The organism is Mesorhizobium sp. B1-1-7 (assembly GCF_006442705.1).
Taxonomy (GTDB): Bacteria; Pseudomonadota; Alphaproteobacteria; order Rhizobiales; family Rhizobiaceae; genus Mesorhizobium; species Mesorhizobium opportunistum.
The window spans coordinates 416,514-441,227 of record NZ_VFWQ01000001.1; the positions used below are offsets into that span (position 1 = coordinate 416,514).

Below are 24,714 nucleotides of genomic sequence, written 5' to 3' on the forward strand. Positions count from 1 at the left end.
GCTTCAAGCGCTTCCCGTAGCCGTGAGTGGCATCGTTATATACCGCTATGTGATACGAAGCGGCTAGCCATTCAAGATAGAAGGTGTTGATCCTTGGTAACATCTCGAGGCCGACATTGCATGTCGGCTCATCTCAAACGGCCTTTTCCGCCCTGGCGAAGCAGCGTAGGGAAGGGTGGATGACACCGGATCGAACAGAATGACCGCGCCAAAAGAACTCAGGGTCTCCAAGGACCGCAAGCAGCTCACCGTGACGTTTCCCGGTCACCAGCCTTTCGAGCTGCCGGCGGAGCTCTTGCGCGTGGCGTCGCCTTCGGCGGAGGTGCAGGGCCATTCGCCCGAACAGCGGGTGACGGTTCCCGGCAAGCGCAATGTGGCGATCCTGAAGATCGAGCCGATCGGCAATTATGCCGTGCGCATCACCTTCGACGATTTCCACGACACCGGTATCTTCACCTGGAACTACCTGCACACGCTCGGACACGAGAAGGACGAGCGCTGGAATGCCTATCTCGCGGAATTGGCGGAGAAGGGCTTGAGCCGGGATCGCTGATTCCCCGGCATGCCGGCGTCGTCAGGACGTCACATATCTGGAGTAGCGCCGGCAAAGGTTCGGAGGCGAAAACGATGCCCATCATCACCACGGTCGAGCAGCTCGAGGCGCTCTATGGAATTCCGGGCGAAGCCTCGTTGGTCAAGGAACTCGACCATCTCATCCCCGAATATGCCGCCTTCATCGAGGCCTCGCCCTTCGTCGCCCTGGCGACCAGCGGCCCGGAGGGGCTCGACTGTTCGCCGCGCGGCGATCTCGCCGGCTTCGTCAGGATCGTCGATCCGCGAACGGTGATGATGCCGGACCGGCGTGGCAACAACCGCGCCGATTCGCTGAAGAACATCATCAGGGATCCGCGTGTCGGGCTGCTGTTCCTGGTGCCGGGTTCCGGTACGACGCTGCGCATCAACGGCCGGGCCCATATCACCACGGACGCTGCGCTTTGCGCGTCGTTCACCGTCGACGGCAAGCCGGCGCGCTCGGTGACCGTCATCGATGTCGATTCGGTCTATTTCCAGTGCGCCCGTGCCATCGTGCGGTCGGACCTGTGGAACCCGGCCAGGCATGTCGATCCGAAGTCGCTGCCGACGCCCGGACAGATCCTGGAAATCACCAGCCGCAAGAACATCGACGGCGAGGCCTATGACAAGGACTGGCCGGAGCGGGCGAAGAAAACGATGTGGTAGCCGGAGCACCGATATTCAGGTGAGGCTGACCTGAATCTCGGCATACCTTGGGTACTAAGCTTCCTTCAGCACCTCGTAAATCTTGCGCATCTGGTCGCCGATCATGTCGCACTGTTCCGGCGTCGACTGGCTCATCGCCTTTTCGATCAGCGCCATGTGCACTTTCAGCGCCTGCATCAGCAGTGCCTCGCCGGCTTCGGTCAGAGCGAGCCGTAGGATGCGCCTGTCCTTCTCGTCGCTCTCGCGGCGCAGCAGGCCGCGTGCCTCCAGCTGCGGCAGCAGCATGGTGATGTTGGAGCGGCCGACGAGCAGCTTGCGGGCAAGGTCGTGCTGCGACATGCCGGGGTGGCGGTAGAGGTTCATCAGCACGTCGAGCTGCGCCGGCTTGAGATCGAGCGGTGCGAGTTTCACCGCCAGCGTGCGCTCCAGCACATGGCAGGCGCGCGCCACCGCGACCCAGTTGCGAAAACGCGGGTTGTCCCAGGGTAGCTCTTGTCTATTGTTCATCTTTGAACTATTATGTTCATGCTTGAACGTATGGATGGATTCTCACTATGGCATCATTCGGGCTGAAGGTCATCCGAGGTGTGTTTGGTGCGGCCGAACATATCGCGCCACGCATCACCGGGCGCGCGGCGTTCGAACTGTTCTGCCGCACGCCGAGCGCCAAGGCGCTGACCGACGGCGAGCGCCGCGCCATCGGCCGCGCCGCCGAGTTCATGACCGAAGCGCGCCATCATCGGCTGAAGACCGCGACCGGCTGCGTCATGGTGCACGAATTCCGGCCGGAGCCGGGCAAGGCGGCCGCCGGCACGGTGCTTGTCGTTCATGGTTGGCGTTCGCGCACTGAATATATGCGCGCCTTGATCGAAGGCTATCGCGCGGCCGGCTACAGGGTCGTTTCGCTTGACCTGCCGGGGCATGGCCAGTCGCAGGGCAGGCACCTGAACATGGTCAACGCCGTTGAAGCGGTGCGCGTTGCCGGCGAATGGTTCGGTCCGTTCGCGGCAGCTATCGGCCATTCCTTTGGCGGCGCCGTCGCGGCCAACGCCATCGCCGGTTCGGTCAAGAACATCCCGCCACTGGCGGCCGGACGTCTGGTGCTGATCGCGGCGCCAAGCTCGCTGCCGGCGATCTTCGCCGACTTCAGCCGCATGCTCAATGTCGGGCCGCGCTCACAGGTCGCGATGGCGGACCGTGTCCAACACCTTTCCGGCCGGCCGCTGCACGAATTCACCGGCGACCGCCAGCTCGCCCAGGCGCCGGTGCCGACGCTTGTCATCCACGCGCCTGACGACCGCGAGGTGCCGGCCGATCATGCCAGGCGCTATGCCGGTGCCGGGGATCACGTGCGGCTGCATTGGGCCGACGGGCTCGGCCACCGGCGCATTCTCGCCGACAAGGGCGTGGTCGAACGCGCCGTCGCCTTCGTGGCCCGCGAGCCGTCGCTGCTGCATTGAGCGACGTCGAGATTATTTCTTCTTGTCGCCGGGCTCGACCGGCAAACCGGCCGCCTTCCAGGCGGTGTAGCCGCCAAGGATGTGCTTGACCGGCGAAAGCCCCATGTCCTGCGCCGTCTTGGTGGCCAGCGCCGAACGCCAGCCGCCGGCACAGAAGAAGACGAAGCTCTTTTCCGAGGCAAAGAACGGCTTGTGATAGGGGCTTTCGGGATCGATCCAGAACTCCAGCATGCCACGGGTGACATGCTTGGCGCCGGGAATCCTGCCGTCGCGTTCGATCTCGCGCGGATCGCGCAGGTCGACGAAGATGGTGCCTTCGTCCTCGAGCAGTGCGGCGGCTTCCTCCGGCGAAACCACTTCGATCTCGGCATTCGCCTCATCCAGCAGTTCGCGATAACCTTTCTTCACAGGCTTTCCTCCCGATCGCGCATCTGGCTGCTGTTTGGATTTCCAGCACAATGGCTGGCGTTTGTCACGTCTTGTCGGCGCCGGCCATTGTCCGCCAGGCGGCCATCGCCCCGGCGACCGTCGCCATCAGCGCGGCGCACGAAGCACCGTCGCGTGCCTGGATCGACATGCCGTGCTGCACCGTTGCGAAAAAAATCGCGGCGGCGCGACAGTCGAACCCCGCCGGCAATTCGCCATCGGCGACTCCACGCTCGAGCCGCTCTTGCAGGGCCACCTGGTTCTCAGCGCGGCGGCGGCGCAAATCGGCGCAGATGGCGCTGCTGGTCGAATCCTGATGCAGCGCACCGAGCGTGATCAGGCAGCCTTGCGGACGATCGGTCTGCGAATAGGCTTTTGCCGTCTGCCGCAGGAAGTTCTCGATCGCCTGGCATGCCGTCGGCGCCTTGTCCAAGGCGGCCCAGATCTCGGTGCCTTCGGCTTGCGTGTAATATTCGGTCGCTTCGAGGAACAGTGCTTCCTTGCTGCCGAAGGCGGCATAGAGGCTGGGCGAGTTGATTCCCATCGCCGTGGTCAGTTCGGCAATCGAAGTACCCTCGTAGCCCTTGACCCAAAACAGCTCCATCGCCCGCCGCAGCGCTGCGGTTCGATCGAAGGTGCGAGGGCGGCCTCTTTCCGACATGTCGATCTTTCTGTGTTGATCGATACATAAATCTGTTGACGCGATCGGACAAGGCTGCCAGATATTTATGTATCAATCACTACATAAATGGAGAAACCAATGCCTTCCACCAGATTGAACGACCCCAGGTTGAATGGCCCCAGGTTGCACGGCAAGTCGGCACTCGTCACCGGCGGCAGCCGCGGCATCGGCGCGGCGATCGCACGAAGGCTCGCGGCCGATGGCGCCAACGTCGCGCTGACCTATGTGCATGGCGAGGAGCAAGCCCGCTCTGTCGTCGCCGAGATAGAGGCCGAAGGCGGCCGCGCGATCGCCATCAAGGCCGACAACAAGGACGCCGTGGCGATAGACCGGGCGGTCGACGATGCCGTGGCCGCGTTCGGCCGGCTCGATATCCTGGTCAATAGCGCCGGCATCTGGCGAGCGGCGCCCATCGACACGCTTTCGCTCGCCGATTTCGATGAAACCATGTCGGTCAATCTCAGGGCTCCGTTCATCGCCTCGAAGGCGGCTGCGCGACACATGGGCGAGGGCGGCAGGATCATCTCGATCGGCAGCAATCTCGCCGAACGCGTCACCGACACCAGCCTTGGAGCATATTCCGCCAGCAAGGCGGCGCTGGTCGGCCTGACCAAGGCGCTGGCGCGCGACCTCGGCCCGCGCGGCATCACCGCCAACGTCGTCCATCCCGGCTCGACCGATACCGACATGAACCCGGCGGATGGACCGCATGCCGAACATCAGCGCCGGAAGATGGCGACGCCGCGCTTCGGCAAGGCCGATGACATCGCCGGCATGGTGGCCTGGCTCGCCGGTCCGGAGGGACGTTTCGTCACCGGCGCCGCGCTGACCATCGACGGAGGCGCCAACGCCTGATTCCAGGGCGTTGCCGGGCTGGAGCGAAAACACCCTCGCTCCAGCCGTCACGATGTTGTGAAACTGTTCTGCAACAGGCTTTCGGAAATTTATGAAAGCTTAACGAAATCGGTATGAATCGGTATAGTCGCGCCTTACATCCGCCATGCGGTGAGCGGGACGGTTAACGTGCGGAACGGGAACCGGTTGCGGCCGGAGCGGGTGATCCATGAAATTCCTCGGTAAAAAAGCAGCCGCAGTGTCGCTGATGGCGATTACGGCGACACTTGCTTTCGGCACGCCTCAGGCAGGCGCTCAAGGGCTCTTCGACATGCTGTTCGGCGGCGGCATCAGGCATGAGCCAAAGGGCGATTTTCCGCCTCCACCGCCAAAGAACAAATCCAAGCCTAAAGTCTCGGCTGGTGGTGGCGGCGGCGTGAAGATCAGCAGTCCCTCCTACTATACGTACAAGGCCGACAGGCTGGTGCGCGTCGACTTCTCGGCATTGGCGGCCGCGCCGCAGCCGGCGACGCCGCAAGACGCCGCTTTTGTGCCATCGGCCACGGTCGCTGCTTTCCACGAGGCCATTGCTGGGCTTTCCGACTATGAGCTCTACGCCGAGCCGGACATTGCCAAGGCGCTGATCGCCTACTACTCGGCCAACCCTGATTTCATCTGGGTGGGCGGAACCACCCCGAACAGCCGTGCGCAGGATGCGGTGCGGGTGCTGGGGGAGGCCGCGAGCTATGGCCTGACGCCCGCCGACTATACGGTCGAGGTGCCCGCAGCCAGCGCGTCGACGGCCGACGAGGCGGCACGGCTGAAGGAACTCGTACGCTTCGAGATGGCGCTGTCGGCACGTGTGCTGCGCTACGCCCATGACGCCCAAAGCGGCCGGATCGAACCCAATCGCATGACCGGCTATTATGATTTCCCGGCCAAGCCGCTCGACCTCGTGGGCGTGCTGAAAACCTTGGCGCATACGCAGGAAGTGCGCACCTATCTCGAATCGCGCCATCCGCAGAACCCCGAATACCAGGCGTTGCGCGTCGAGCTGGAATCCTTGCAGGCGAGCGCCGAAAACGAGATCGTCGTCGATCCCAAGCTGCTACTGAAGCCGGGCGACACCAGCCCGGAACTGCCAAAACTGCTGACGCTGATCGCGCGCAATCTCGATGACGAGATGGGCGGCGCCTATGGCGAGGTGCTGTCGCGGCTGGCGACGAGCGAAGTCTACGTTCCCGAGCTGATACCGCTGATCAAGGCGGTGCAGCAGAAGGAAGGCATGAAGGGTGACGGCGTGATCGGACCGCGCACGGTCGCCTTGCTGGCCGGGACGTCGAAGGCCGACAGGCTGCTCAAGGTGCAAGTGGCGCTGGAAGAACTGCGCTGGCTGCCTTCCGATCTCGGCAGTCCGCGTGTTTTCATCAACCAGCCGGCATTCACCGCCAGCTATATCGACGACGGCCAGGAAAAGCTGAAGACGCGCGCCGTGATCGGCCGGACCACCAACCAGACCGCTTTCTTCTACGACCAGATCAAGCAGGTCGATTTTCACCCCTATTGGGGCGTGCCGCAGTCGATCATCGTCAATGAAATGCTGCCCCGGCTGCGCAACGATCCCGGCTATCTCGACCGTGCCGGCTATGAGGTGACCGATTCGCGCGGCAAGCGCATCCCGTCGTCGGCGGTCAACTGGGGCGGCTATGGCGCCAACATTCCCTACAGTGTGCGCCAGCAGCCGAGCGAGGCCAACGCGTTGGGCGAGCTGAAAATCCTGTTCCCCAACAAGCATGCGATCTACATGCACGACACGCCGCAGAAATCGTTCTTCAAGCAGGATATGCGCGCGCTCAGCCATGGCTGCGTGCGGCTGCAGGATCCGCGCGGCATGGCGGCGGCCGTGCTCGACACCTCGGTCGACTACATCGCCGAGAAGTTGAAGCACGGACATTCGACCCAGGATGTGACGCGCAAGATTCCCGTCTACGTCGCCTATTTCACCGCCTGGCCCGACATGTCCGGCAAGGTCGAGTATTTCGGCGACGTCTACGATCGCGATTCGCGGCTGAAGCAGGCCATGGACGCGACCGAAGCGGTGCGCTCGCCATCGAGCTGATAATAGTCAACCCGCCGTCAGGGGCCGCCTGAAGCCGGCCTCGCGGCCGGCGATCAGCCAATAGACAAGTCCGGCGAACAGGCCGGCGGCGGCGATGATGCCGATGTCGGCCCAGCGTTCGGGATCCATGTCCTCCGTTGTGCCTGGCCAGATCAGGAAGAAACAGCCGGCAGCGGCGGCGGCGCCGAAGAACATGTGCAGCAGGAAGTTTCGCAGCGAGAAGAACTCGGCAATCAGCGCGAAGATGAGCGTCTGCAGGCCGGTCACCACGATCGTCAGGAAATAGACGAACATGCCGAGCGGCGGCACCACCAGGGCCGCGATCGGGGTGACGCCCATGATGTCGAAATACTGGGGCGCGTCGGGCAGGGAACTGAGCGCGCCGTAAATCGCCGCCACGGCGACCAGGCCGACCAGCACGGCGACCAGATAACCGGCAAGCATCATCAGGATGCGCTTCAATATGTGCTTCGCCGTCGCCATGCCCATTCCCCAATGCGGCGCCGATGCAGTCAGCCATCAAAGACGAGCCAACGCAAGGGGAGCCGAAAAGCCGTGTCATAACGGCCAAGCGTTGCAGGCTGCTCAGGCGCCGCCGCACAAATGCTGCGCCGCTGAGTGCGCCGACAACCGCCGGCGCACGATCAGCCGAACGACAGGTGCTTGCGAGGAGCCTTATTTAGGCTCGGCGGTCACCGGGTCATAGGTGATTTCGACCTTCGCCTTGTCCGCGGTGTAGTAGGTGACGGTGTAGGCGCCATCATCCCAGTCGACTTCCTTCACATAGCGGAAGCCGTCGCGCTGCTCGACCTTGGCGAGGATATCCGACAGCTTCTTGGCATTGGGCGGCGGCAACGGCGTGTCATCCGCGGCAAAGGCCGGCGTGGTAGCGAGAAGGACGGCGACGCTGGTGGCCACGAGAAATCTGGACATGGGTTTCCCTCAAGGTTCAACGCAGGGAAACTCGCTGGTGGGTTGGTTTGTTCCAGAAGGGTAAAATAGGGGGCCGGCCACGTTGCGCAGGCTGAAACTCGCCGAACCGTTGCCAACGCCAAAAAGATAAGACCAAAAACGTCTGGGAAAGAATGGTGGGCGATGCAGGGATTGAACCTGCGACCCCACCCGTGTGAAGGGTGTGCTCTCCCGCTGAGCTAATCGCCCGCTCGTTGCCCGAAGGCCAAGCGAGCCGCGATATAAGGGAGGCAGGCTGGGGAAGTCAAGGCGGTGTCCGGCGTTCTGATACGGATCGGATTTGCCGCCATTCGGAACCTGTCGCCAGCGTGGCGCCGACCGCTTTTCCGTCAGTGTCCTGCGGCGGCGATCAGGCGCTGCGCCAGATCGAGCGTCAGCGCGTCGAAATGCGAGATCACGGCCGAGGGCTCGAACTCGCACACATGGCGGTCGGTGTAGCCGAAATCGACGGCGACGACCGGAATGCCGGCGGCCTTGGCGGTGTCGATGTCGGTTTGCGAATCGCCGACCATCAGGGCGCGGTGCGGATCGCCGCCGGCGAGCTTGATGGTTTCGGTCAAGTGGCGCGGATCGGGCTTGCGGAACGCGAACGTGTCCTGGCCGGCGATGGCCGCGAAATGCCTGGTCAGGCCGAGCGCTTCGATCAGCGCCAGCGAGTTGGCCTCGTATTTGTTGGTGCAGATGGCCAGCAGGTAGCCTGCCTTCTCGAAACGCGCGATCGCCTCGACGACACCGGGGTAGGGGCGGGATTTGCCGGGAATGTTGTCGGTGTAGTGATCGAGGAACAGCTTCAGCAGCCGGTCGTGCTCGGCGACGTCGAGCGATCGCTGCTGGGCGGCGTGCGCCCGCTCGATCATCACGCGGCCGCCATGGCCGACGAAGCGCCTGAAGCCAGCCTCGTCGACGGCCGCGAGCTCGCTTGCCGCCAGGCTGTGGTTGAGGCTGTCGAGCAGGTCCGGCGCCGTATCAATCAGCGTTCCGTCGAGGTCGAACACGATGATCGGGCGACTCATGATCCATCCTGCGCAGGTTTGTGCATCGGCAGGCGATAGCGGCTGCCGCGCGTCAAGGCAAGCAGACGGGTGGACAGGCTGCCAAAGGCTTTGATCACGGTCAAAAGCTTTGACCCCGGCGGCAAAAATGCTACGAGCCCAAAACACCGAGATTTCTGGGCAATAAGCGGCATGGATGCAAGACAGTTGAAGGTCGAGGCCGCGCGGGCGGCGCTTGCCCATGTCACGGATGGCATGCGGCTCGGTATCGGCACCGGCACCACGGCGGAAGAGTTCGTGCGGCTGCTTGCCGACAGGGTCGCGACCGGCATGACCGTCATCGGCGTGCCGACTTCGGAACGCACGGCCGCGCTGTGCCGCGAACTTGGCGTGCCTCTGTCAACGCTGGAGGAAACGCCGGAACTCGATCTCACGGTCGACGGCGCCGACGAGGTCGATCCGGCGCTGACCTTGATCAAGGGCGGCGGGGGTGCGCTGTTGCGCGAAAAGATCGTCGCCGCGGCCTCGCAGCGCATGATCGTCATTGCCGACCGGTCGAAGATGGTCGAGACGCTCGGCCGGTTTCCGCTGCCGATCGAAGTCAACCAGTTCGGCCTGCGCGCCACCGAGATCGCGGTCGCGGCAGCGGCTGAAAAGCTCGGTCTTTCCGGTCCGATTACATTGAGGATGACGGGAGGCCAGGCTTTTGTTACAGACGGCGGCCATTTTATCCTCGATGCATCTTTTGGCCGCATTCCGGATACAAGAGCGCTTTCGAATGCTCTCCACGCCATTCCGGGCGTGGTCGAGCATGGTCTTTTCATCGGGCTGGCGTCAGCGGCCATCATCGCCGGCGGCGACGGTATCCAAACCGTCCATGCCGCCCGAAAACCAGGGAGTTCTACCGACCATGATGTTGCATAACCGGGTTCGCAGCCTTTGCGCCGTTCTGGCGGCTTCGGCCGTCATCGCCTTCTCCTCGCCGGCGTTTTCACAGGATGTCACGGAATCGCACCTGAAGGCTGCCCGGGCGGCGGTCGCGGCGATCCATGCGACCGACCCGTTCGACAACATCCTGCCGCAAGCGGCGGCCGCGCTCGAATCGCAGCTCATCCAGAAGAACCCGGACATGCAAGAGCTGATCGGCAAGACGATCAACGAGAAGGCGCTGGCCATGGCCTCGCGCCGCGCGGATCTCGAGAAGGAAGCAGCCCTTGCCTACGCGAAGGTGTTTTCCGAAAAAGATCTCAACGACATCGCGGCCTTCTATACCTCCGAGGCCGGCAAGAAGCTGCTCGACAGCGGCCCGACAGTGACGCGTGATTTGGTCAAGGCGGCCGACATCTGGCAAAACGGCGTTGCCCGCGATCTCGCACAGCAGGTCGGCGAAACGCTGGCCGCGGCGGCCAAGGCGAAGGCGCCGGCGGCCCCCGCCGATGCTGCCGCTCCCGCGGACGGAGCAGCCCCGGCCGATGGCGCGGCGCCTGCCGATGGTTCGGCCCCCGCGGACAACTCGGCGAACTGATCAGCATCCCAAACGGCCTTGCGGCCATTTGCGAAGCCCGGCTTGTCCGGGCTTTTCTTTTGACGATTTGCAGCCTACCTGTGACGGGATTTCCGAAGCTCATTTCCTGAAGTTCAAGGAGCCGCGTCATGGCCGGTTATGATTACGATCTGTTCGTCATCGGCGGCGGTTCCGGCGGGGTGAGGGCGGCACGCGTCGCCGCGTCGCTCGGCAAGCGCGTCGGCATCGCGGAGGAGTACCGGTTCGGCGGCACCTGCGTCATCAGGGGCTGCGTGCCAAAGAAGCTCTATGTCTATGCCTCGCAATTTCCGGAGCATTTTGCCGACGCGGCCGGCTATGGCTGGACCGTGCCGGAAGCCACTTTCGACTGGCAAATGCTGGTCGCCAACAAGGATCGCGAGATCAGCCGGCTGGAGGCGATCTACAAGAAGAATGTCGAGGGCTCGGGCGGCGAGACCTTTCACTCGCGGGCGGTGATCGTCGACCCGCACGTGGTCCATCTTCTGGGCGAAGACCGCACCGTCACCGCCGACCAGATCCTGATCGCCACCGGCGGCCGTCCGGCGGCGCATCCGGCGCTGCCCGGCCATGAGCACTGCATCTTTTCCAATGAGGCGTTCGACCTCAAGGAGCTGCCGAAGGCGATCATGATCGAAGGCGGCGGCTATATCGCCGTCGAGTTCGCCAACATCTTCCACGGTCTCGGCGTCGACACCACGCTGGTCTATCGCGGCAAGGAGATCCTCAGCCGCTTCGACATGGATCTGCGCCGCACGCTGCACGAGACCATGGAGAAGAAGGGGATCAAGATACTCTTGCATTCGGTGACCGAGTGGGTGCGCAAGCGTCCGGACGGCCGGCTCGACGCCCTGCTCACCAGCGGCAAGACGCTGACGGTCGACCAGGTGATGCTGGCCATCGGGCGTATCCCCAACACCGAGAACATGGGCCTTGAAGGCATCGGCATCGAGATGACCCCTGTCGGCGCGATCAAGGTCGACGATTATTCCCGCACCAACATCGACAACATCTGGGCGATCGGCGACGTCACCAATCGCGTGCAGCTGACGCCGGTGGCGATCCACGAAGCGATGTGCTTCGTAGAGACGGCATTCAAGGACAACCCGAGCGCACCCGACCACGACACGATCGCGACCGCCGTCTTTTCACAGCCGGAAATCGGCACCGTGGGCCTGTCGGAGGATGAAGCCGTCAAGCGTTTTGCCGATATCGAGATCTACCGCGCCAGCTTCCGGCCGATGCGGCATACGCTGTCGGGCCGCGACGAGAAAATGCTCATCAAGCTGGTGGTCGATGGCGCTTCGCGAAAAGTGCTTGGCGCCCACATATTGGGGCCGGATGCCGGCGAAATGGCGCAGCTGCTCGGCATTCCGCTGAAGGCCGGACTGACCAAGGACGATTTCGACCGCACGATGGCCGTGCACCCGACCGCGGCGGAAGAGCTCGTCACCATGTACAAGCCGACGTACCGTGTGAAGGACGGCGAGCGCGTCTGACACGCTTCGTCCGCCGCCTGGCGCTTGCGGTAAGGGAGCTATCGATGTCCGAAACCACCATTTCCGCACCGCTTGACGGTAGTTTTGGCGGACGTGTCGATCAGGTCGTCGACCGGGCCATCGAGGACGGGCGCATCGTCGGCGCCATGATCCTTGTCGCCAGGCGTGGCGAAATCCTCCACAGCCGCGCCGCCGGCCTTGCCGATCGCGAGACGAACAAACCGATGACGGCGGACGCGATCTTCCGGCTGTCGTCGGTGACCAAACCCGTGGTCGCAACGGCGGCACTTGCCCTGGTCGAAGCGGATGTCATCGGCCTCGACGATCCCATATCGAAGTACATCCCTGAATTCCGCCCGAAGCTGGCTGATGGCAGTGAGCCCGTCATCACCATTCGGCAGCTGCTGACGCACACCGCGGGCCTCAGCTACGGCTTCCGGCAACCGGCGGATGGACCCTATCATCGCGCCGGCGTCTCCGACGGTCTCGACCAGCCCGGCCTCTCCATGGCCGACAACCTCGACCGCATCGCCTCGCTGCCGCTGTCCTACGTGCCGGGAACCGGCTGGGGCTATTCGGTGGCGATGGATGTGCTGGGCGAGGTGATGGCGAGGGCCACCGGCGTTTCCTTGCCGGAGCTGGTCGATCGCCTGGTCGTCCAGCCGCTCGGCATGCATGACGCATCCTTTGCCGTGCGCGATCGATCCCGGCTGGTGACGCCTTATGCCGATGGGCCGGGCAAGGCCGTCGCGATGGGCTCGTATCATCGCGTGCCCTTCGCCGACGGTTTTATCGCATTCTCGCCCGGCCGCGTCTTCGACCCTGCTTCCTTCGCCTCGGGCGGCACCGGGATGAATGGGACGGCAAGCGATGTCCTCAAGCTGCTCGAAGCGCTGCGTTCGGGCGGTAGCCCGGTCATCCACCCCGAAACGGCAGCGGCGATGACCACGGACGCGATACCGGGCATTGAAACCACCATGCCCGGCTGGGGCTGGGGGCTCGGATTTGGCGTCCTGCGCGACCCGCTCGCAGCATTGACGCCCCAGACCGCAGGCACCTGGCGCTGGGGCGGCGTCTATGGTCATTCCTGGTTCGTGGATCCGGCATTGGACCTGACGGTGGTGGCACTGACCAACACGGCGATAGCAGGCATGATGGGCGTCTTTCCCGACGCACTCCGCGACGCCATCTACGGCAGGCAGGTCTAAGATCATTTCGGGAAGAGAGGATTCCGCCGCCGGCGACTGCCAGCGGCGGAAAGCGTTGACGCTGCTACAGCAGCGTGCCGCGCAGGATCACCAGCGCCACCGAGAAATAGATCACCAACCCGGTGACATCGACCAGCGTGGCAACAAATGGCGCCGAGGCGCTGGCCGGGTCGAAGCCGATCCGTTTCAAGGCAAACGGCAGCATCGATCCCGACAGGGAACCGAAGGTGACGATGCCGACCAGCGCCGCGCCGACGGTCGTGGCGATCAGCGGCCAGTGCGGGCCGTAATCGTAGAAGCCCATATATTGCCAGAGCGCGATGCGGCAGATGCCGACCACGCCGAGCATGGCGCCCAGCACGAGGCCGGTCGGCAGTTCGCGCAGCGCCACCCGCCACCAGTCGCGCAGGCCGATCTCGCGCAACGCAAGCGCCCGGATGACCAGGGACGTCGCCTGCGAGCCGGAATTGCCGCCGGAGCTCATGATCAGCGGGATGAACAGGGTGAGCACGATCGCCTTCTCCAACTCGCCCTCATAGCTTTGCATGGCGTTGGCCGTCAGCATCTCGCTGATGAACAGCGCGCAAAGCCAGCCGCCCCGCTTCCTGATCATGGCGAGGAAGCTCATCTTCATATAAGGCTCGTCCAGCGCTTCCATGCCGCCGAAGCGGTGCACGTCCTCCGTCGTCTCCTCGATCATCGTGTCGATGATGTCGTCAATGGTGACGATGCCGAGTATCTTGCCATGGTCGACGACGGGAACGGCGAGCAGATCGTATTTGGAGATCGTCTGCGCCAAGGTTTCACGATCGGTCAACGGGGTGACGGTCACCGGCATGCGATCAGGCGCCACGGACATGATCGAGTCGTCGGGTTCGCCGGTGATCAACCGGCGCAGGCCGGTCGAGCGCACCAGGAGATGCGTTTGCGGATCGACGATGTAGATCGCGTAGACGGTTTCGCGTGTCCGCTCGACCTTGCGGATGTAGTCGAGCGTGCGCCCGACGGTCCAGTCCGAAGGGACGCTGACGAACTCCGTCGTCATGATCGATGCGGCGCTGCTTTCGGGATAGCCCAGGATGGAAAGCAGGGTCGCGCGCAGCGGTGGTGCCAGCGCACCGAGGAGTTCCGAGCGTGCCGGTTCATCGAGCTCGCGCAGGATGTCGGCCGCGCGGTCGACGGACATGGCGGTGAGCAGCTTGCTTGCCTTGGGGCGGGGCAGGGCCTCCACGAGTTCGGGAGCGTCTTCAAGTTCAGGTTGGTCGAAAATCTCGACCAACCGCTCGAACGGCACCTCGCAAAGCAGCTCGGTCGCTGTTTCACGCGATTCGTGATTGAGTGCCTCGACCACGTCGGCGACATGGTCGTTAGCAAGGATGCGGGCGATGGCGACGGCCTCGTCGTCCGCTACGGGGAAAAAATCGTTCATGGTTCACTCCTTGCCGTCCGGCAGGACATGAACCGTTCAGGTCACGTCTAGGCGGACGGCGGTTGCGTTCGACTAATACTGTCGCCAGGCATGGCGCGGTGACCTTTCCGCTTGCGGGTTTGCGTTTCGACTGTCTGCAAGCCGGCGCAACATAGAAGCGCGCCTTGCCGAGTCAATCATCGTGAGGGAGGAAAACGGCGCCTGACGGCTCCGATCGCGAGACTGTGATCACCGGCCGCCGCCAGGCGCGGCAAGTCACGGTGAAAGCGTCGTTATTTCTGCTTCAGCCGGCGCGGGAACCGCAGCCATTTGTCTTCGACCGGCCGCGGCTGCGCGAGGATCGTGGTGAGTTCGACAGGCAGGCTCGGAGCCAGGGGCTTCTTGGAGGCGACGCCGTCGGCGATCAGCACCATCGAGTGGTAGAACTCCGTGCCGGCAACGGATCTCGGCGCCACGGCTTCGTGCATGACGCTGATCACCGTGACATCGGGGCAGTTGTCCTTGATGGCTTGATGGAAGGCAATCTTGCCGTCGGGATCGAGTGCACCGGTTGCTTCGTCGAGGAACAGCAGCCCCGGCTGCTGCAGGATGATGCGCGCCACAACCAGCTTCTGCTTCTGGCCGCCCGACAGAACCTGATCCCAGCTTTTGCCCTCACGGTGCTCATTGGCCATGTGCTCGATGAAGTCGCCAAGGCCGGCCTTGTGCAGCGCCGCGGCCACCTGTGCGTCGCCATGGTTGTATTCGGAGCCCGGCAGGCAGACCAGCTGTTTCAGCGACACCTGCTGCAGCTTGACCTCCTGGGCGGCATAAAAACTCTTCACCCCTTCGGGGAAGACGATCGTGCCGCGGCCATAGGGCCACAGGCCGTTGATCGCCTTGATCAGCGAGGTCTTGCCGCAACCGGACTCGCCCTTCAGGAACGTCCACTCGCCGCGCCGGAAGCGCAGGTTGGCGGCACTGAGGAACGGCGTTGCGTCCTCGCCCTGATGCGCCAGTTCGAGTTTCTGGATGGTCAGGCCGAAGACCGGATTCTGGCTGGCATAGTTAAAGTCGGAGCGGCCGGTCTGGCTGTAGAATTCCTGCGGATGCTGAACAGTCTCGATCGCATTCGCGAGTTCGGTGACACGCTGGCTGTTGGCGCGCAGCGTGGCGATCGCCGGCATGACATGGATGAACCACGAACACTGGCCGATCAACGAATTGACCAGTTCGGAGCCGGTGATATAGCCCTTGAGGTCAAGGCCGTTATGGATGAACGGCACGAGGCCGGGGCCGTAGGCGACAATGCGGGCGCCGATGAAATTGTAGATCAGCTCGAATGACATATAGACGGTGTTGACGATGTTCAGCCGCGACCAGGTTCCGTCGATGTCGACATAGAGCCGGCGATGCATGCTCTTCTGCACACCCTCACCGTGGGATGCCGCGACATGGAAGCTGCGGCGCAGGAACGTCGTCAGCTCGCCGCGGTAGCTGCCTTCGGCCTGCTGCATGCGAACGTTGAGGCGCTCGAGCAGGCTGCCGAGCCTGACCGCGATCCATGTGTTCAACGGCACGTAGGTGGCGACCGCCAGGAAGGCCAGGACGGCACTGCCATAGCTGCCGAGGAACTCAAGCCCTTTCACCTCGACGGAGTTTTCAAGCAGCTTCTGGCCGACGAAATAGAGCGAGGTGGCGACGCCAAGCACACCCATGGCCAGCCCAATGGCGCCGCCGGTCATGTCCTTGATCGATTCCTGGATGCGCTGGTCGATGTTGTCGGGAGCGGGCGTGCTGCCGCCGGTCGACGCATGCTGGGCATGGAAATGCGTGTGGTTGCCGTCGAGCAGCGCCTCGTTGAAACGGCTGTCCAGCCAACCGCGCCATTTGCGGTGCAAGGTTACCGAGACAAGGTTGCGGACGCCCGTGAAGCCGGCGTCCTTGAGCACGACCAGCAATACGAGGATGCCGGCGTTGACCAGCAGGGTGCGCAGCGGCGTGGTGTTGGCGGCGTCGTGGAAGAAGGCGATCGAATTGACCAGTTCACCGGACGCTTCGGCGAACCAGACGCCTGCCTTGCTGGATGCCGCGGTGAGCAGTGCGATCACCACTGTCAGCGTCCAGGCTTCCTTCCAGCGATCCGATATCCAGTAGGCTCGCATGAGCCCCCAGAAACTGCGCATCGAGGATACCGGCGTCAAAAGCGACTGCCCTGCGGCGCCGCGGTGTAGTCCATCCGGTACTGACTCCTGCGATCGTCTGCCGATCCGAATCACGATCCCGCCCAAACCTTTTTTCTTTTGTTACGGATGGTAACACCAATTGATCATTTTCTATTAATTTTTGTAGGGGGTCAGCCGGATTGTGGTGGCGAGCGTGTCGACAAGGCAACAGGACGGGCTTTCCCAGCGTCGCGAGAAAGCCGACGAAAGGGCAATTTAACACAATAATTTCAAATGATTACCTGATGGCGAGGCGGGACGCCTCCACCTTCCCTTGGGGAAAGCATTTACACGGTTTCGTTACTCTTTTGGCTTACCCGGCAGGCCGATTTTTCGCCGCGGACCAATCCGAATTTGCGAAAACACGCCGTTCTGGATGCCTGATTCCTTGCCGCCGCTATCTTTGCCGGCAGCCGGAAATGGCCCGTGATCGGCTCAGCCGACCTTCTCCAACTCGCCACGCGCCTTAGCGGCCGCCACCTGGCGGATCGCGTCGGCCAGGGTGTCGGCATCCTGCGCGCCCATCACGGCATATTTGCCTTCGAGCAGGAAGCACGGCACGCCTGATATGCCCATGCGCGCGGCGGTAGCGATCTCGGTGCGCACCGCTTCGACATCGGCGTCGGTCGGCAGCAATGTCTCCACGACGGACGCATCCATGCCGGCCTCGCGGGCGGCTTCGACCAACACGGCATGGTCGCCGATGTTGACGCCCTGCTCGAAATTCAACTGGAACAGGCGGCGCACCAGACTGTTCTGCACGGCCTCACCGGCGGCGCCGGCCCAACGGATCAGGCGATGCGCGTCCAGCGTGTTGGGCGCCACCTTGATGGCGTCGAAGGCAAAGGAGATGCCCTCGGCCTCGCCAAGCGGCTCGATGCGGGCGTGAATTTCGCGAATGCGCTCGTCGCTGCCGAACTTGGCCAGCATGTATTCACGGCGATCCTTGCCCTGGGGCGGAATGGTCGGGTCGAGCTGGAATGGCCGCCAGCGTATGTGCACTTCGACATCGCCGGCCGCGGCGACCGCCTTGTCCAGCCGCTTCTGGCCAATGAAGCACCACGGGCAGACGACGTCCGACACCACATCGACGGTAATGGCGTTAGCTTCGCTCATCTCGATCTCCGGATTTTCAGTTCGGCTTGCGCCACCATGTTGGCAGTTGATAACCGAATATGGGCGTCTTCTTCGGATGTTCCAGATAATTCCAGTAAGCAAGCCATTGCTGCGTGTTGTACTGCATCGGCACCATGTAGTTGCCCGAGATCAGCAGCCGGTCGAGGGCGCGGACGGCGGCGACATAATCTTCCTTCGAGCGGGCCCGCAGCATTGCCTCGATCGCGGCATCGATCGCCGGGTCGGCGACGCCGGCGAGGTTGAACGATCCTTCGGTCCTGGCGGCGTTGGACGACCAACGCCCGATCTGCTCGATGCCTGGGGAGAGCGAATTGTTGAAGCCGCTCGAGCCGACCAGCACCTCGAAATCGAAACGCTGCTTGCGCGACTGGATCTGGTCGCCGTCAAGGCTGCGGATGCTGACGTTGATGCCGATCTTCTCCAATGTGCGCTGGTAGATACCGGCCAGGCGCTCCTCGTCTTGCGAAGAGGTCATGATCTCGAAACCGAATGGCTTGCCGTCGGGATCGAGCATCGTGCCGCCCTGCAGGTGGTATCCGATGCTTTTCAGGAGATCGAAAGCCGTCTTCAACACCTTGCGGTCCTGGCCCGAACCATCGGTCACCGGCGGTTTCCAGGTGCCGTCCATCACGTCGGACGGCACACGGCCGGGGTAGGGCGCCAGCAGCGCCTTTTCCCTGTCGTCGGCCGGATGGCCGAGCGCGGAAAGCTCGGAGTTCTGCCAATAGCTCATCGTGCGCGCGTATTTGCCGCCGAACAGGTTCTTGTTGGCCCATTCGAAATCGTAAAGCATGCCGAGCGCGCGCCGAACCACCGGATTGGAGAACTTTGGCAGCCTGGTGTTGAACAAGAAGCCGGTCACCACAGGCGGAATGCCGGTGTCGAAGGTTTCAGAGATCACCTCGCCCTTGTGGAAGGCGGGGAAGTCGAGATCGCGCTCGCGCTTGACCGGATCGCCATCATCGTCGATGGCGCAAAGGCCTTTCTTGAACGCTTCGAGCTTGGCGTTGGCGTTGAGGAAATATTCGATGGTGATCTGGTCGTAATTGTCGAAACCGCGCTTGGCGGGAACGTCCTTGCCCCAGTAGTCGGGATTGCGCTTGAAGACGACGCGCTGGCCGGGCTGCACCTGCGCAATCGTGTAGGGTCCGCTGCCGATCAACGGCTTCAACGTCGTCCTGTCGAACGTGTCCATGGCGAAGGCGTGCCTGGGGATGATCGGCGTCAGCGCGATGATCAGCGGAAACTCGCGATCGGCCTTGTCGTTGAAGGTGAAGCGCACGCTGTGGTCGCCGGTCTTTTCCAGCTTGGCGATCCTGGCCATGCGGTCGCTGTAGGGCGGACGGCCTTTTTGCGTGTAGGCATCATAGGTGAACAGCACGTCTTCGGGTGTCACCGGCTGCCCGTCGGACCATTTGGCCTTCGGGTTGAGATGGAATTCAATGCTCTTGCGCTCCGGGTCCATGTCGGCGCTGTCCGCCAGCAGCCCATAGAGGGTAAAAGCCTCGTCCGCACTGCGCTGCATCAGCGGCTCGAAGACCAGATTGCCGAAGATCGTGTCCATCATGCCGCGCGCCGTCGTGCGCAGGCTCTTCAGGATGAAAGGGTTGAGGTTGTCGAAGCTGCCGACGACGCAATAGGTGATGCTGCCACCCTTCGGCGCGTCGGGATTGACGTAGCTGAAATGGGTGTAGTCCGGCGGCAGGGCCGGTTCGCCCTGCATCGCAATCGCGTATTTTGGCGCCGAAAGCGCTGGCGGCGGCAGGGTGAGAAACGATATCGCGGTGATCAGCCAAACAAGAACGCGGCCCATGACCGTCTCCTTAACAGGTCGGCTTGATGATTCGATGCGCACACTAGCATGAGGCGGCTGCGTGCCGGCCAATGGTGTCATCAAGAATTACAAGTGGGCGGGCTGGATTCGACACCGCTTGCAGTGTAACACGCCGTCCGAAGTCATTCTGTTGCCTCATTTCGGCAACAGGTAGCTGGACCACGCGGCGCGAAGAAGCCGGTCCCGGGATTATTTGAGAGGAAGTGCACGACATGACGAGCCTGAACAGCAATGCGTACCGCCTTTCGGTCATGGCCGCGGGCGTGGTCGGCTTTCTGGGTGCAGGGCTTCCCGCTGCTTCCGCACAGCAGCAGCCGCAGATTCCACAGGGCTGGTTCAAGGCCTGCACCAAGCAGGAAGACGTCGACATCTGCAACGTCCAGAATATCGTCACCGCGGGCAACGGCCAGCTCGTCACCGGTGTCAGCCTGATCGAGCTCAAGGGCAAGGTGAACCGCAAGGTGTTCCAGGTGACGGTCCCGACGGGCCGCCTCGTGCCTCCCGGCATCGGCCTGCAGATCGACACCGGCAAGGCGCAGAAGCTCGACTATGTCATCTGCTTCCCGGACCGTTGCGTGGCCGAAGTGCCGCTGACCGACCAGCTTGTCGCCTCGTTCAAGAAGGGCCAGGGGATCACGCTGACCTCGATCAATTTCCAGAACCAGGCCAACCCGATCAAGATCGCGCTGCAGGGCTTCAGCGGCGCCTATGACGGCCCGCCGCTGCAGCAGTCGGACATCGAGGACCGGCAGAAGAAGCTGCAGGACTTCGTCGCCAAGAACAACCAGGACTTCGCCAAGAAGCTCAAGGACGAACAGGACAAGGCGAAGACCGCCAACTGATCACCGGCATCGGGCCAATACCGAAGCCAGAGAAAAAGCGGGGTCATGCCCCGCTTTTTTCGTTCCTGGACGCATCCGGAATGCCGGAAAGTCAGTGCCTGGACTGCCGTTTCGGCTCGTAGCGTCCATCCGGCCTCTTGTCGAACATCTCCTTGATCTGCGGATGACGAACCGGCTCGCCCGACTGATCCGCCAGCAGATTCTGCTCGGATACATAGGCGATGTATTCGGTTTCCGAATTCTCGGCGAGCAGATGGTAGAATGGCTGATCCTTGCTTGGCCGCACGTCCGCGGGGATGGCCTCGTACCATTCGTCGGTATTGGCGAATTGTGGATCGACGTCGAAAATGATGCCACGAAACGGAAACAACCGGTGGCGAACCACCTGTCCGATCGCGAATTTGGCCGTTTTCATCGTACTCACCACTGAATTCCTTGGCTTTATTTGGCGCAGACTCCGAGTCAATTCAATCCCGAAGCGTTTTTAGCGTCTTCAAGCTACGCAGCGCGCGGAGCAAAGTTTTTGATTGAAGTCGCGATATCGCGGCAAAATCCGTAAGATCGTCAGTTTCGCCGCACCGGCTTTCGCAGGCCACCCGCAAGTGCTGCAAAGCCGCTGCCGGGACGAAGTCCCTCGCGCATGAAAAAGGCACGCAGCGGTGCAACGCCCCCGAGCACGCCGAGACCGGCACCGCGCGCCATCTGCGCCGGCAGCATGTCGGAAAGCAGCGACATGTTGAGCAGATTGACGGCGCTGCTGCGCGCCAGAATGTCGGGCCGGCGTTTGAAATCGTAGGCGGCCAGCGCCTTGGGCTCGCCAGGGTCTTCACGATTTTCGCTCGCGATTCCAACCAGATCGTCAATATCCCTGATGCCCAGGTTGAGACCCTGCGCGCCGATCGGCGGGAACAAATGGGCGGCCTCGCCGACAAGCGCCACCCGATGCCGGGCAAAGCGCAGGGGGGTCACGGTCGAAAGCGGATAAATCTGGCGGCCCGGCTCCACCGTCACCCGGCCCAGCATCGACTGCATCTGCTGCTCGACCCGCAACGAGAGCGCTGCGTCGTCCAATGCAGCCAGTTCCCTGGCGGTCTCCGGCTTGACCACCCAGACGAGGCTCGAGCGATCGCCGGGCAGCGGAACCTGCGTGAACGGACCGGTCTCTGTATGGAACTCCGTAGAGGTGAAAGCGTGGTCGCGGCTATGATGGAAGTTCAGGACGAGCGCGGCTTGAGGATAGGATCGCGACGCGGTCGAAATGCCCGCTGCCTCGCGGGCGGGCGACAGGCGTCCATCGGCGGCGACCGCCAGCGATGCGCCGACCTCGCTGCCGTCGGCGAGAGCGGCATGGGCCATGTCTGCGTCGAGATGCCAGGTCTTGACCATCGACACCAGCCGTTCGATCCACGGATGCGCGGCAACCTTGCTGGCCAGTGCGGGGCCGAAGACAGCGTTGGGCAGATTGAGCCCGAACTGGTCCTCATCGATCTCGCTGGCGCGGAAGGTGACGACGGGACTGCGGATCAGCCGGCTGGTCGCATCGACGATGCGCATCACTTTCAAGGGTGCGGCGTTGGGCTTGATGTCTTCGAGCACGCCGAGCCGTTCAAGCACCTTCAAAGCAGGGTTCATCAGGGCCGTGGTGCGCCCATCGGGGACCGAAGCCTCCGGCCCGACGAGCGTTACCCGGAAACCGGCATCGGCGAAGGCAAGTGCCGCGATCAGTCCCGCCGGCCCTGTGCCGGCGACCAGTATCCGTGCTGTTTGCTTACGCTCCAAGATCGGTTTCCGGCTTGCTGTGCGAGGCGGGCCACCCGGCCTGCCAGTTGCTGAGCATATAAGTCAGATCATGCGGCTTGATCAACGCGGCGATTCGGCCCATTCGGTTGCCATGACCGGCCACCAGGACGACTTCAGCCATCTCGACCGCGCCGGCCGCGCCATGGCCAACATTGCACGCAACCCGCGCTTGACGGTCAACGTCGTTGTGGGCGCCGGCATCGCGCTTGCCTGGCTGTTCCTGGCCGCTATGGCGATCCGCGGCGCCGAGGCCGGCGGCAGCGCGCCCGGCGACGCCCTGCTGCGCCACCTGCCGCAACTGCCGCTGCCCGATGTCCTGGAACGGTTCTTCGCGCTCTGCCTGTCGCCGGCGCCGCTGGAGGGAAGCATTGGCCCGCGCGCCTTGGCGCTCATCCTGATGTGGTTCATGATGGCGATCGCGGCGATGCTGCCTTCCGCGGCGCCGATGATCCGCACCTATTGCGAGATCGCCGATACGGCACGGATCAAGGGGGAACCCGTCGTCCATCCGCTGGTGCTGGTCGCAGGGTATCTCAGCGTCTGGTTCGTCGCCTCTGCAATGTTCGCGGCGCTGACGCTTGCAGTGCATGCATCCGCCGCGTCCGGCCAGATGTACGATCCGGTGCTGGGCATCGCCGGCGCGTTCGCATTGCTGGTTGCCGGCCTCTACCAGTTCAGCGGCCTCAAGGAGGCCTGCCTGAAGAAATGCCGGAACCCGTTCTCGATCCTGTTTTCGAACTGGAGCGCGAGAGCCGTCCGCGTCTTCCGGCTCGGAATCGCGCAAGGCATATGGTGCCTCGGCTGCTGCTGGGCGCTGATGCTGGTGATGTTCGCCGTTGGCGTCATGAACGTCTTCTGGATGGCGTTGATCGGTCTGTTCACCCTCATCGAAAAACAAACGGCGAGCCGTCTTCCAACCCGGCTGGCCGGTGCGATACTGCTTGTCTGGGCAGCCGCGCTGCTAGTAGTCTCGCTTTGAGTGGGGGAAATTCAATGACAGATCCGGGCTGGGCAATGAAAGGAGAGCTCGTACTCTCCTGCAATTGCACGGTTTTTTGCCCTTGCGTGTTGTCGCTTGGCAGTCATCCGCCAACCGAGGGCTATTGCCAGACCTGGGCGGGTTTCCGTATCGATGCCGGTCATTTCGGAGAGGTCGACCTCTCCGGCCTCAACCTGGGACTGGTCATGGAAATCCCCGGCTACATGAGCCGCGGCAACTGGACCGCGGGCCTGTTCATCGACCAACGCGCCTCGATCTACGCCGTCAAGGCGCTGACCAAGATCTTCACCGGCAAGGCGGGCGGGACCACGTCGCTGCTGTCGATCCTCGTCGGAAAATTCCTGGGCGTCGAACAGGTCCCGATCACCTATGAGACGCGGGACAAGACGCGCATCTTCCAGATACCGAAGATCATCGACGGGGCGGTGACGCCGATAGCGGGCAAGGATCGCGAGAAGGATACGGTGATCAGCAATTCGGAATACTGGATCGCGCCGGAGATCATCGTGGCCAAATCCGACAAGAGCAAGATGCGGGCCTTTGGCCGCAACTGGAATTTTGCCGGCCGCTCGGCCGAAATCTGCAAGCTGGATTGGCGGGGCCCGTGAGCAAGAACACAACGCCCAAGAACTTGGCGCCCAAGAACTCGGCGCCCAGGAACTTGGCGGCCAGGAATACGGCTGCCAGAAAAGCCGCCAAGAAGATCGCGGACCGGATTCCGCGGCCGAGGAAGAAAGTCACCTGGCCGCAGGCAAGGGCGTTCTCGGTGCATTTGCTGACCGCCTCGGGCTCGTTCCTGGCCTTCCTGTCGCTTGTGGCGGCGAGCGAAGAGCGTTGGACTGCTATGTTCTGGTGGCTCGGGCTGGCATTGTTCGTCGACGGCATCGACGGGCCGATCGCGCGGAAACTCGAGGTCAAGGAAATCCTGCCGACCTGGTCGGGCGAAATGCTCGACAACATCATCGACTACGTGACCTATGTGCTGATCCCGGCCTTCGCGCTTTACCAGCGCGGCTTCATGGGCGAGGGCCTGTCGTTCCTGTCGGCGGCGATCATCGTCGTCTCCAGCGCGATCTACTATGCCGACACCGGCATGAAGACGAAGGAGAATTTCTTCAAGGGGTTCCCCGTCGTCTGGAACATGGTGGTGTTCACGCTGTTCGTCATCGAGCCGGGACAATGGGTTTCGTTCGCGGTGGTGGTGGCGGCCGGCATCCTGACCTTCGTCCCGATCAATTTCATTCACCCGGTGCGGGTGGTGCGGCTGCGGCGCATCAATCTGACAATGACGCTATTGTGGTGCGCTTTCGGCGCGCTTGCGCTTGCGCAGGCGGCTCTCGCGGCCTTCTACGACCAGATCGGCGTGCTGGGCGAGCAGGTCGGCACATTCACCAAGATCGGTATTTCCGTTACCGGGCTTTACCTCGCCTGCATCGGTGGCATCATGCAGTTCTTTCCAAATCTTGGTGCCAAGAAGGCCTGACCAGCCCACGT

The 24,714-nt window shown here is 62.9% G+C and carries 25 protein-coding genes and 1 tRNA gene; 13 read left to right on the forward strand and 13 right to left on the reverse strand.

Features of this window, described 5'->3' with window-relative positions; genetic code table 11:
• Positions 1-199: 199 nt before the first annotated feature.
• Entirely contained in the window at positions 200-553 is a 354-nt protein-coding gene (locus FJ978_RS02135) for a DUF971 domain-containing protein (protein ID WP_023777322.1), read from the forward strand.
• A 74-nt stretch (positions 554-627) separates the two neighbouring features.
• Positions 628-1,239: a pyridoxamine 5'-phosphate oxidase family protein gene (locus FJ978_RS02140; protein WP_140569750.1), complete on the forward strand. Its 612-nt coding sequence runs from the start codon at positions 628-630 to the stop codon at positions 1,237-1,239.
• Positions 1,240-1,293: 54 nt separating this feature from the next.
• Here the strand turns inward: FJ978_RS02140 and FJ978_RS02145 are convergent, their stop codons facing one another.
• Positions 1,294-1,746 carry a MarR family transcriptional regulator gene (locus tag FJ978_RS02145; protein ID WP_023767685.1) on the reverse strand — a complete coding sequence of 151 codons (453 nt, stop codon included), beginning with the start codon at positions 1,744-1,746 and terminating at the stop codon, positions 1,294-1,296.
• A gap of 47 nt (positions 1,747-1,793) precedes the next feature.
• On the opposite strand from FJ978_RS02145, the gene FJ978_RS02150 reads away from it, so the two are divergent.
• Entirely contained in the window at positions 1,794-2,699 is a 906-nt protein-coding gene (locus tag FJ978_RS02150; protein WP_140569752.1) for an alpha/beta fold hydrolase, read from the forward strand.
• A gap of 12 nt (positions 2,700-2,711) precedes the next feature.
• Here FJ978_RS02150 and FJ978_RS02155 read toward each other — a convergent pair whose 3' ends face one another.
• Positions 2,712-3,107 (reverse strand): rhodanese-like domain-containing protein, encoded by a 396-nt coding sequence (locus tag FJ978_RS02155; RefSeq protein WP_140569755.1) that lies wholly within the window; start codon positions 3,105-3,107, stop codon positions 2,712-2,714.
• Positions 3,108-3,171: 64 nt separating this feature from the next.
• Entirely contained in the window at positions 3,172-3,786 is a 615-nt protein-coding gene (locus FJ978_RS02160; protein WP_140569757.1) for a TetR/AcrR family transcriptional regulator, read from the reverse strand.
• 99 nt (positions 3,787-3,885) lie between these two features.
• Here FJ978_RS02160 and FJ978_RS02165 point away from each other — a divergent pair, with 99 nt between their 5' ends.
• Both FJ978_RS02165 and FJ978_RS02170 read left to right on the forward strand, forming a co-directional pair.
• The gene (locus FJ978_RS02165; protein ID WP_210241430.1) at positions 3,886-4,662 is read left to right on the forward strand and encodes a 3-oxoacyl-ACP reductase family protein; all 777 of its coding nucleotides are present in this window, start codon (positions 3,886-3,888) and stop codon (positions 4,660-4,662) included.
• Positions 4,663-4,870: 208 nt separating this feature from the next.
• On the forward strand, positions 4,871-6,760 hold the full coding sequence (locus tag FJ978_RS02170) for a murein L,D-transpeptidase (RefSeq protein WP_140569759.1): 1,890 nt from the start codon (positions 4,871-4,873) through the stop codon (positions 6,758-6,760).
• Positions 6,761-6,766: 6 nt separating this feature from the next.
• Here FJ978_RS02170 and FJ978_RS02175 read toward each other — a convergent pair whose 3' ends face one another.
• From FJ978_RS02175 to FJ978_RS02190, 4 genes are all read right to left on the reverse strand, one after another.
• Positions 6,767-7,249 carry a hypothetical protein gene (locus FJ978_RS02175; RefSeq protein ID WP_181176671.1) on the reverse strand — a complete coding sequence of 161 codons (483 nt, stop codon included), beginning with the start codon at positions 7,247-7,249 and terminating at the stop codon, positions 6,767-6,769.
• A gap of 186 nt (positions 7,250-7,435) precedes the next feature.
• Positions 7,436-7,693: a PepSY domain-containing protein gene (locus tag FJ978_RS02180; protein WP_140569762.1), complete on the reverse strand. Its 258-nt coding sequence runs from the start codon at positions 7,691-7,693 to the stop codon at positions 7,436-7,438.
• Between the two features lie 153 nt (positions 7,694-7,846).
• Positions 7,847-7,921: transfer RNA gene (locus FJ978_RS02185), tRNA-Val, on the reverse strand.
• Between the two features lie 140 nt (positions 7,922-8,061).
• A complete protein-coding gene (locus FJ978_RS02190) occupies positions 8,062-8,745 on the reverse strand; it encodes a phosphoglycolate phosphatase (RefSeq protein ID WP_140569763.1) in 684 nt (227 codons plus the stop codon).
• Between the two features lie 171 nt (positions 8,746-8,916).
• Between FJ978_RS02190 and rpiA the strand changes: the two genes are divergently transcribed.
• The 4 genes from rpiA (at position 8,917) to FJ978_RS02210 (ending at position 12,974) form a co-directional block, all read left to right on the forward strand.
• The gene (gene rpiA, locus FJ978_RS02195) at positions 8,917-9,648 is read left to right on the forward strand and encodes a ribose-5-phosphate isomerase RpiA (RefSeq protein WP_140569765.1); all 732 of its coding nucleotides are present in this window, start codon (positions 8,917-8,919) and stop codon (positions 9,646-9,648) included.
• Positions 9,635-10,249: a DUF2059 domain-containing protein gene (locus FJ978_RS02200; RefSeq protein WP_013895577.1), complete on the forward strand. Its 615-nt coding sequence runs from the start codon at positions 9,635-9,637 to the stop codon at positions 10,247-10,249. Before rpiA ends, FJ978_RS02200 begins: the two co-directional genes overlap by 14 nt.
• 128 nt (positions 10,250-10,377) lie before the next feature.
• Positions 10,378-11,766 (forward strand): glutathione-disulfide reductase, encoded by a 1,389-nt coding sequence (gor, locus tag FJ978_RS02205; RefSeq protein ID WP_140569767.1) that lies wholly within the window; start codon positions 10,378-10,380, stop codon positions 11,764-11,766.
• A gap of 44 nt (positions 11,767-11,810) precedes the next feature.
• Complete coding sequence (locus FJ978_RS02210) at positions 11,811-12,974, forward strand: serine hydrolase domain-containing protein (RefSeq protein ID WP_140569768.1); 1,164 nt, start codon at positions 11,811-11,813, stop codon at positions 12,972-12,974.
• A gap of 64 nt (positions 12,975-13,038) precedes the next feature.
• Here FJ978_RS02210 and mgtE read toward each other — a convergent pair whose 3' ends face one another.
• The 4 genes from mgtE to FJ978_RS02230 all read right to left on the reverse strand — a co-directional run bounded on the left by mgtE (position 13,039) and on the right by FJ978_RS02230 (position 19,557).
• On the reverse strand, positions 13,039-14,403 hold the full coding sequence (gene mgtE / locus FJ978_RS02215) for a magnesium transporter (RefSeq protein ID WP_140569770.1): 1,365 nt from the start codon (positions 14,401-14,403) through the stop codon (positions 13,039-13,041).
• A gap of 272 nt (positions 14,404-14,675) precedes the next feature.
• Positions 14,676-16,568: an ABC transporter ATP-binding protein/permease gene (locus tag FJ978_RS02220; protein WP_013895581.1), complete on the reverse strand. Its 1,893-nt coding sequence runs from the start codon at positions 16,566-16,568 to the stop codon at positions 14,676-14,678.
• A 474-nt stretch (positions 16,569-17,042) separates the two neighbouring features.
• Positions 17,043-17,723 (reverse strand): DsbA family protein, encoded by a 681-nt coding sequence (locus FJ978_RS02225; RefSeq protein ID WP_013895582.1) that lies wholly within the window; start codon positions 17,721-17,723, stop codon positions 17,043-17,045.
• A 16-nt stretch (positions 17,724-17,739) separates the two neighbouring features.
• On the reverse strand, positions 17,740-19,557 hold the full coding sequence (locus FJ978_RS02230; protein ID WP_140569772.1) for an extracellular solute-binding protein: 1,818 nt from the start codon (positions 19,555-19,557) through the stop codon (positions 17,740-17,742).
• 233 nt (positions 19,558-19,790) lie between these two features.
• Between FJ978_RS02230 and FJ978_RS02235 the strand changes: the two genes are divergently transcribed.
• Positions 19,791-20,420: an invasion associated locus B family protein gene (locus tag FJ978_RS02235; protein WP_013895584.1), complete on the forward strand. Its 630-nt coding sequence runs from the start codon at positions 19,791-19,793 to the stop codon at positions 20,418-20,420.
• A gap of 91 nt (positions 20,421-20,511) precedes the next feature.
• On the opposite strand, the gene hspQ is transcribed toward FJ978_RS02235, so the two are convergent.
• Positions 20,512-20,835, reverse strand: a complete 324-nt coding sequence (gene hspQ, locus FJ978_RS02240) for a heat shock protein HspQ (protein WP_041164227.1) — start codon at positions 20,833-20,835, stop codon at positions 20,512-20,514.
• Positions 20,836-20,984: 149 nt separating this feature from the next.
• Complete coding sequence (locus FJ978_RS02245; RefSeq protein WP_140569774.1) at positions 20,985-22,199, reverse strand: UbiH/UbiF family hydroxylase; 1,215 nt, start codon at positions 22,197-22,199, stop codon at positions 20,985-20,987.
• A 70-nt stretch (positions 22,200-22,269) separates the two neighbouring features.
• On the opposite strand from FJ978_RS02245, the gene FJ978_RS02250 reads away from it, so the two are divergent.
• From FJ978_RS02250 to pcsA, 3 genes are all read left to right on the forward strand, one after another.
• On the forward strand, positions 22,270-23,199 hold the full coding sequence (locus FJ978_RS02250; protein ID WP_140569776.1) for a DUF2182 domain-containing protein: 930 nt from the start codon (positions 22,270-22,272) through the stop codon (positions 23,197-23,199).
• Between the two features lie 14 nt (positions 23,200-23,213).
• Complete coding sequence (locus FJ978_RS02255) at positions 23,214-23,828, forward strand: DUF1326 domain-containing protein (protein WP_013895588.1); 615 nt, start codon at positions 23,214-23,216, stop codon at positions 23,826-23,828.
• A gap of 95 nt (positions 23,829-23,923) precedes the next feature.
• Positions 23,924-24,703, forward strand: a complete 780-nt coding sequence (gene pcsA, locus FJ978_RS02260; protein ID WP_281405984.1) for a phosphatidylcholine synthase — start codon at positions 23,924-23,926, stop codon at positions 24,701-24,703.
• The last annotated feature ends 11 nt before the right edge of the window (positions 24,704-24,714 follow it).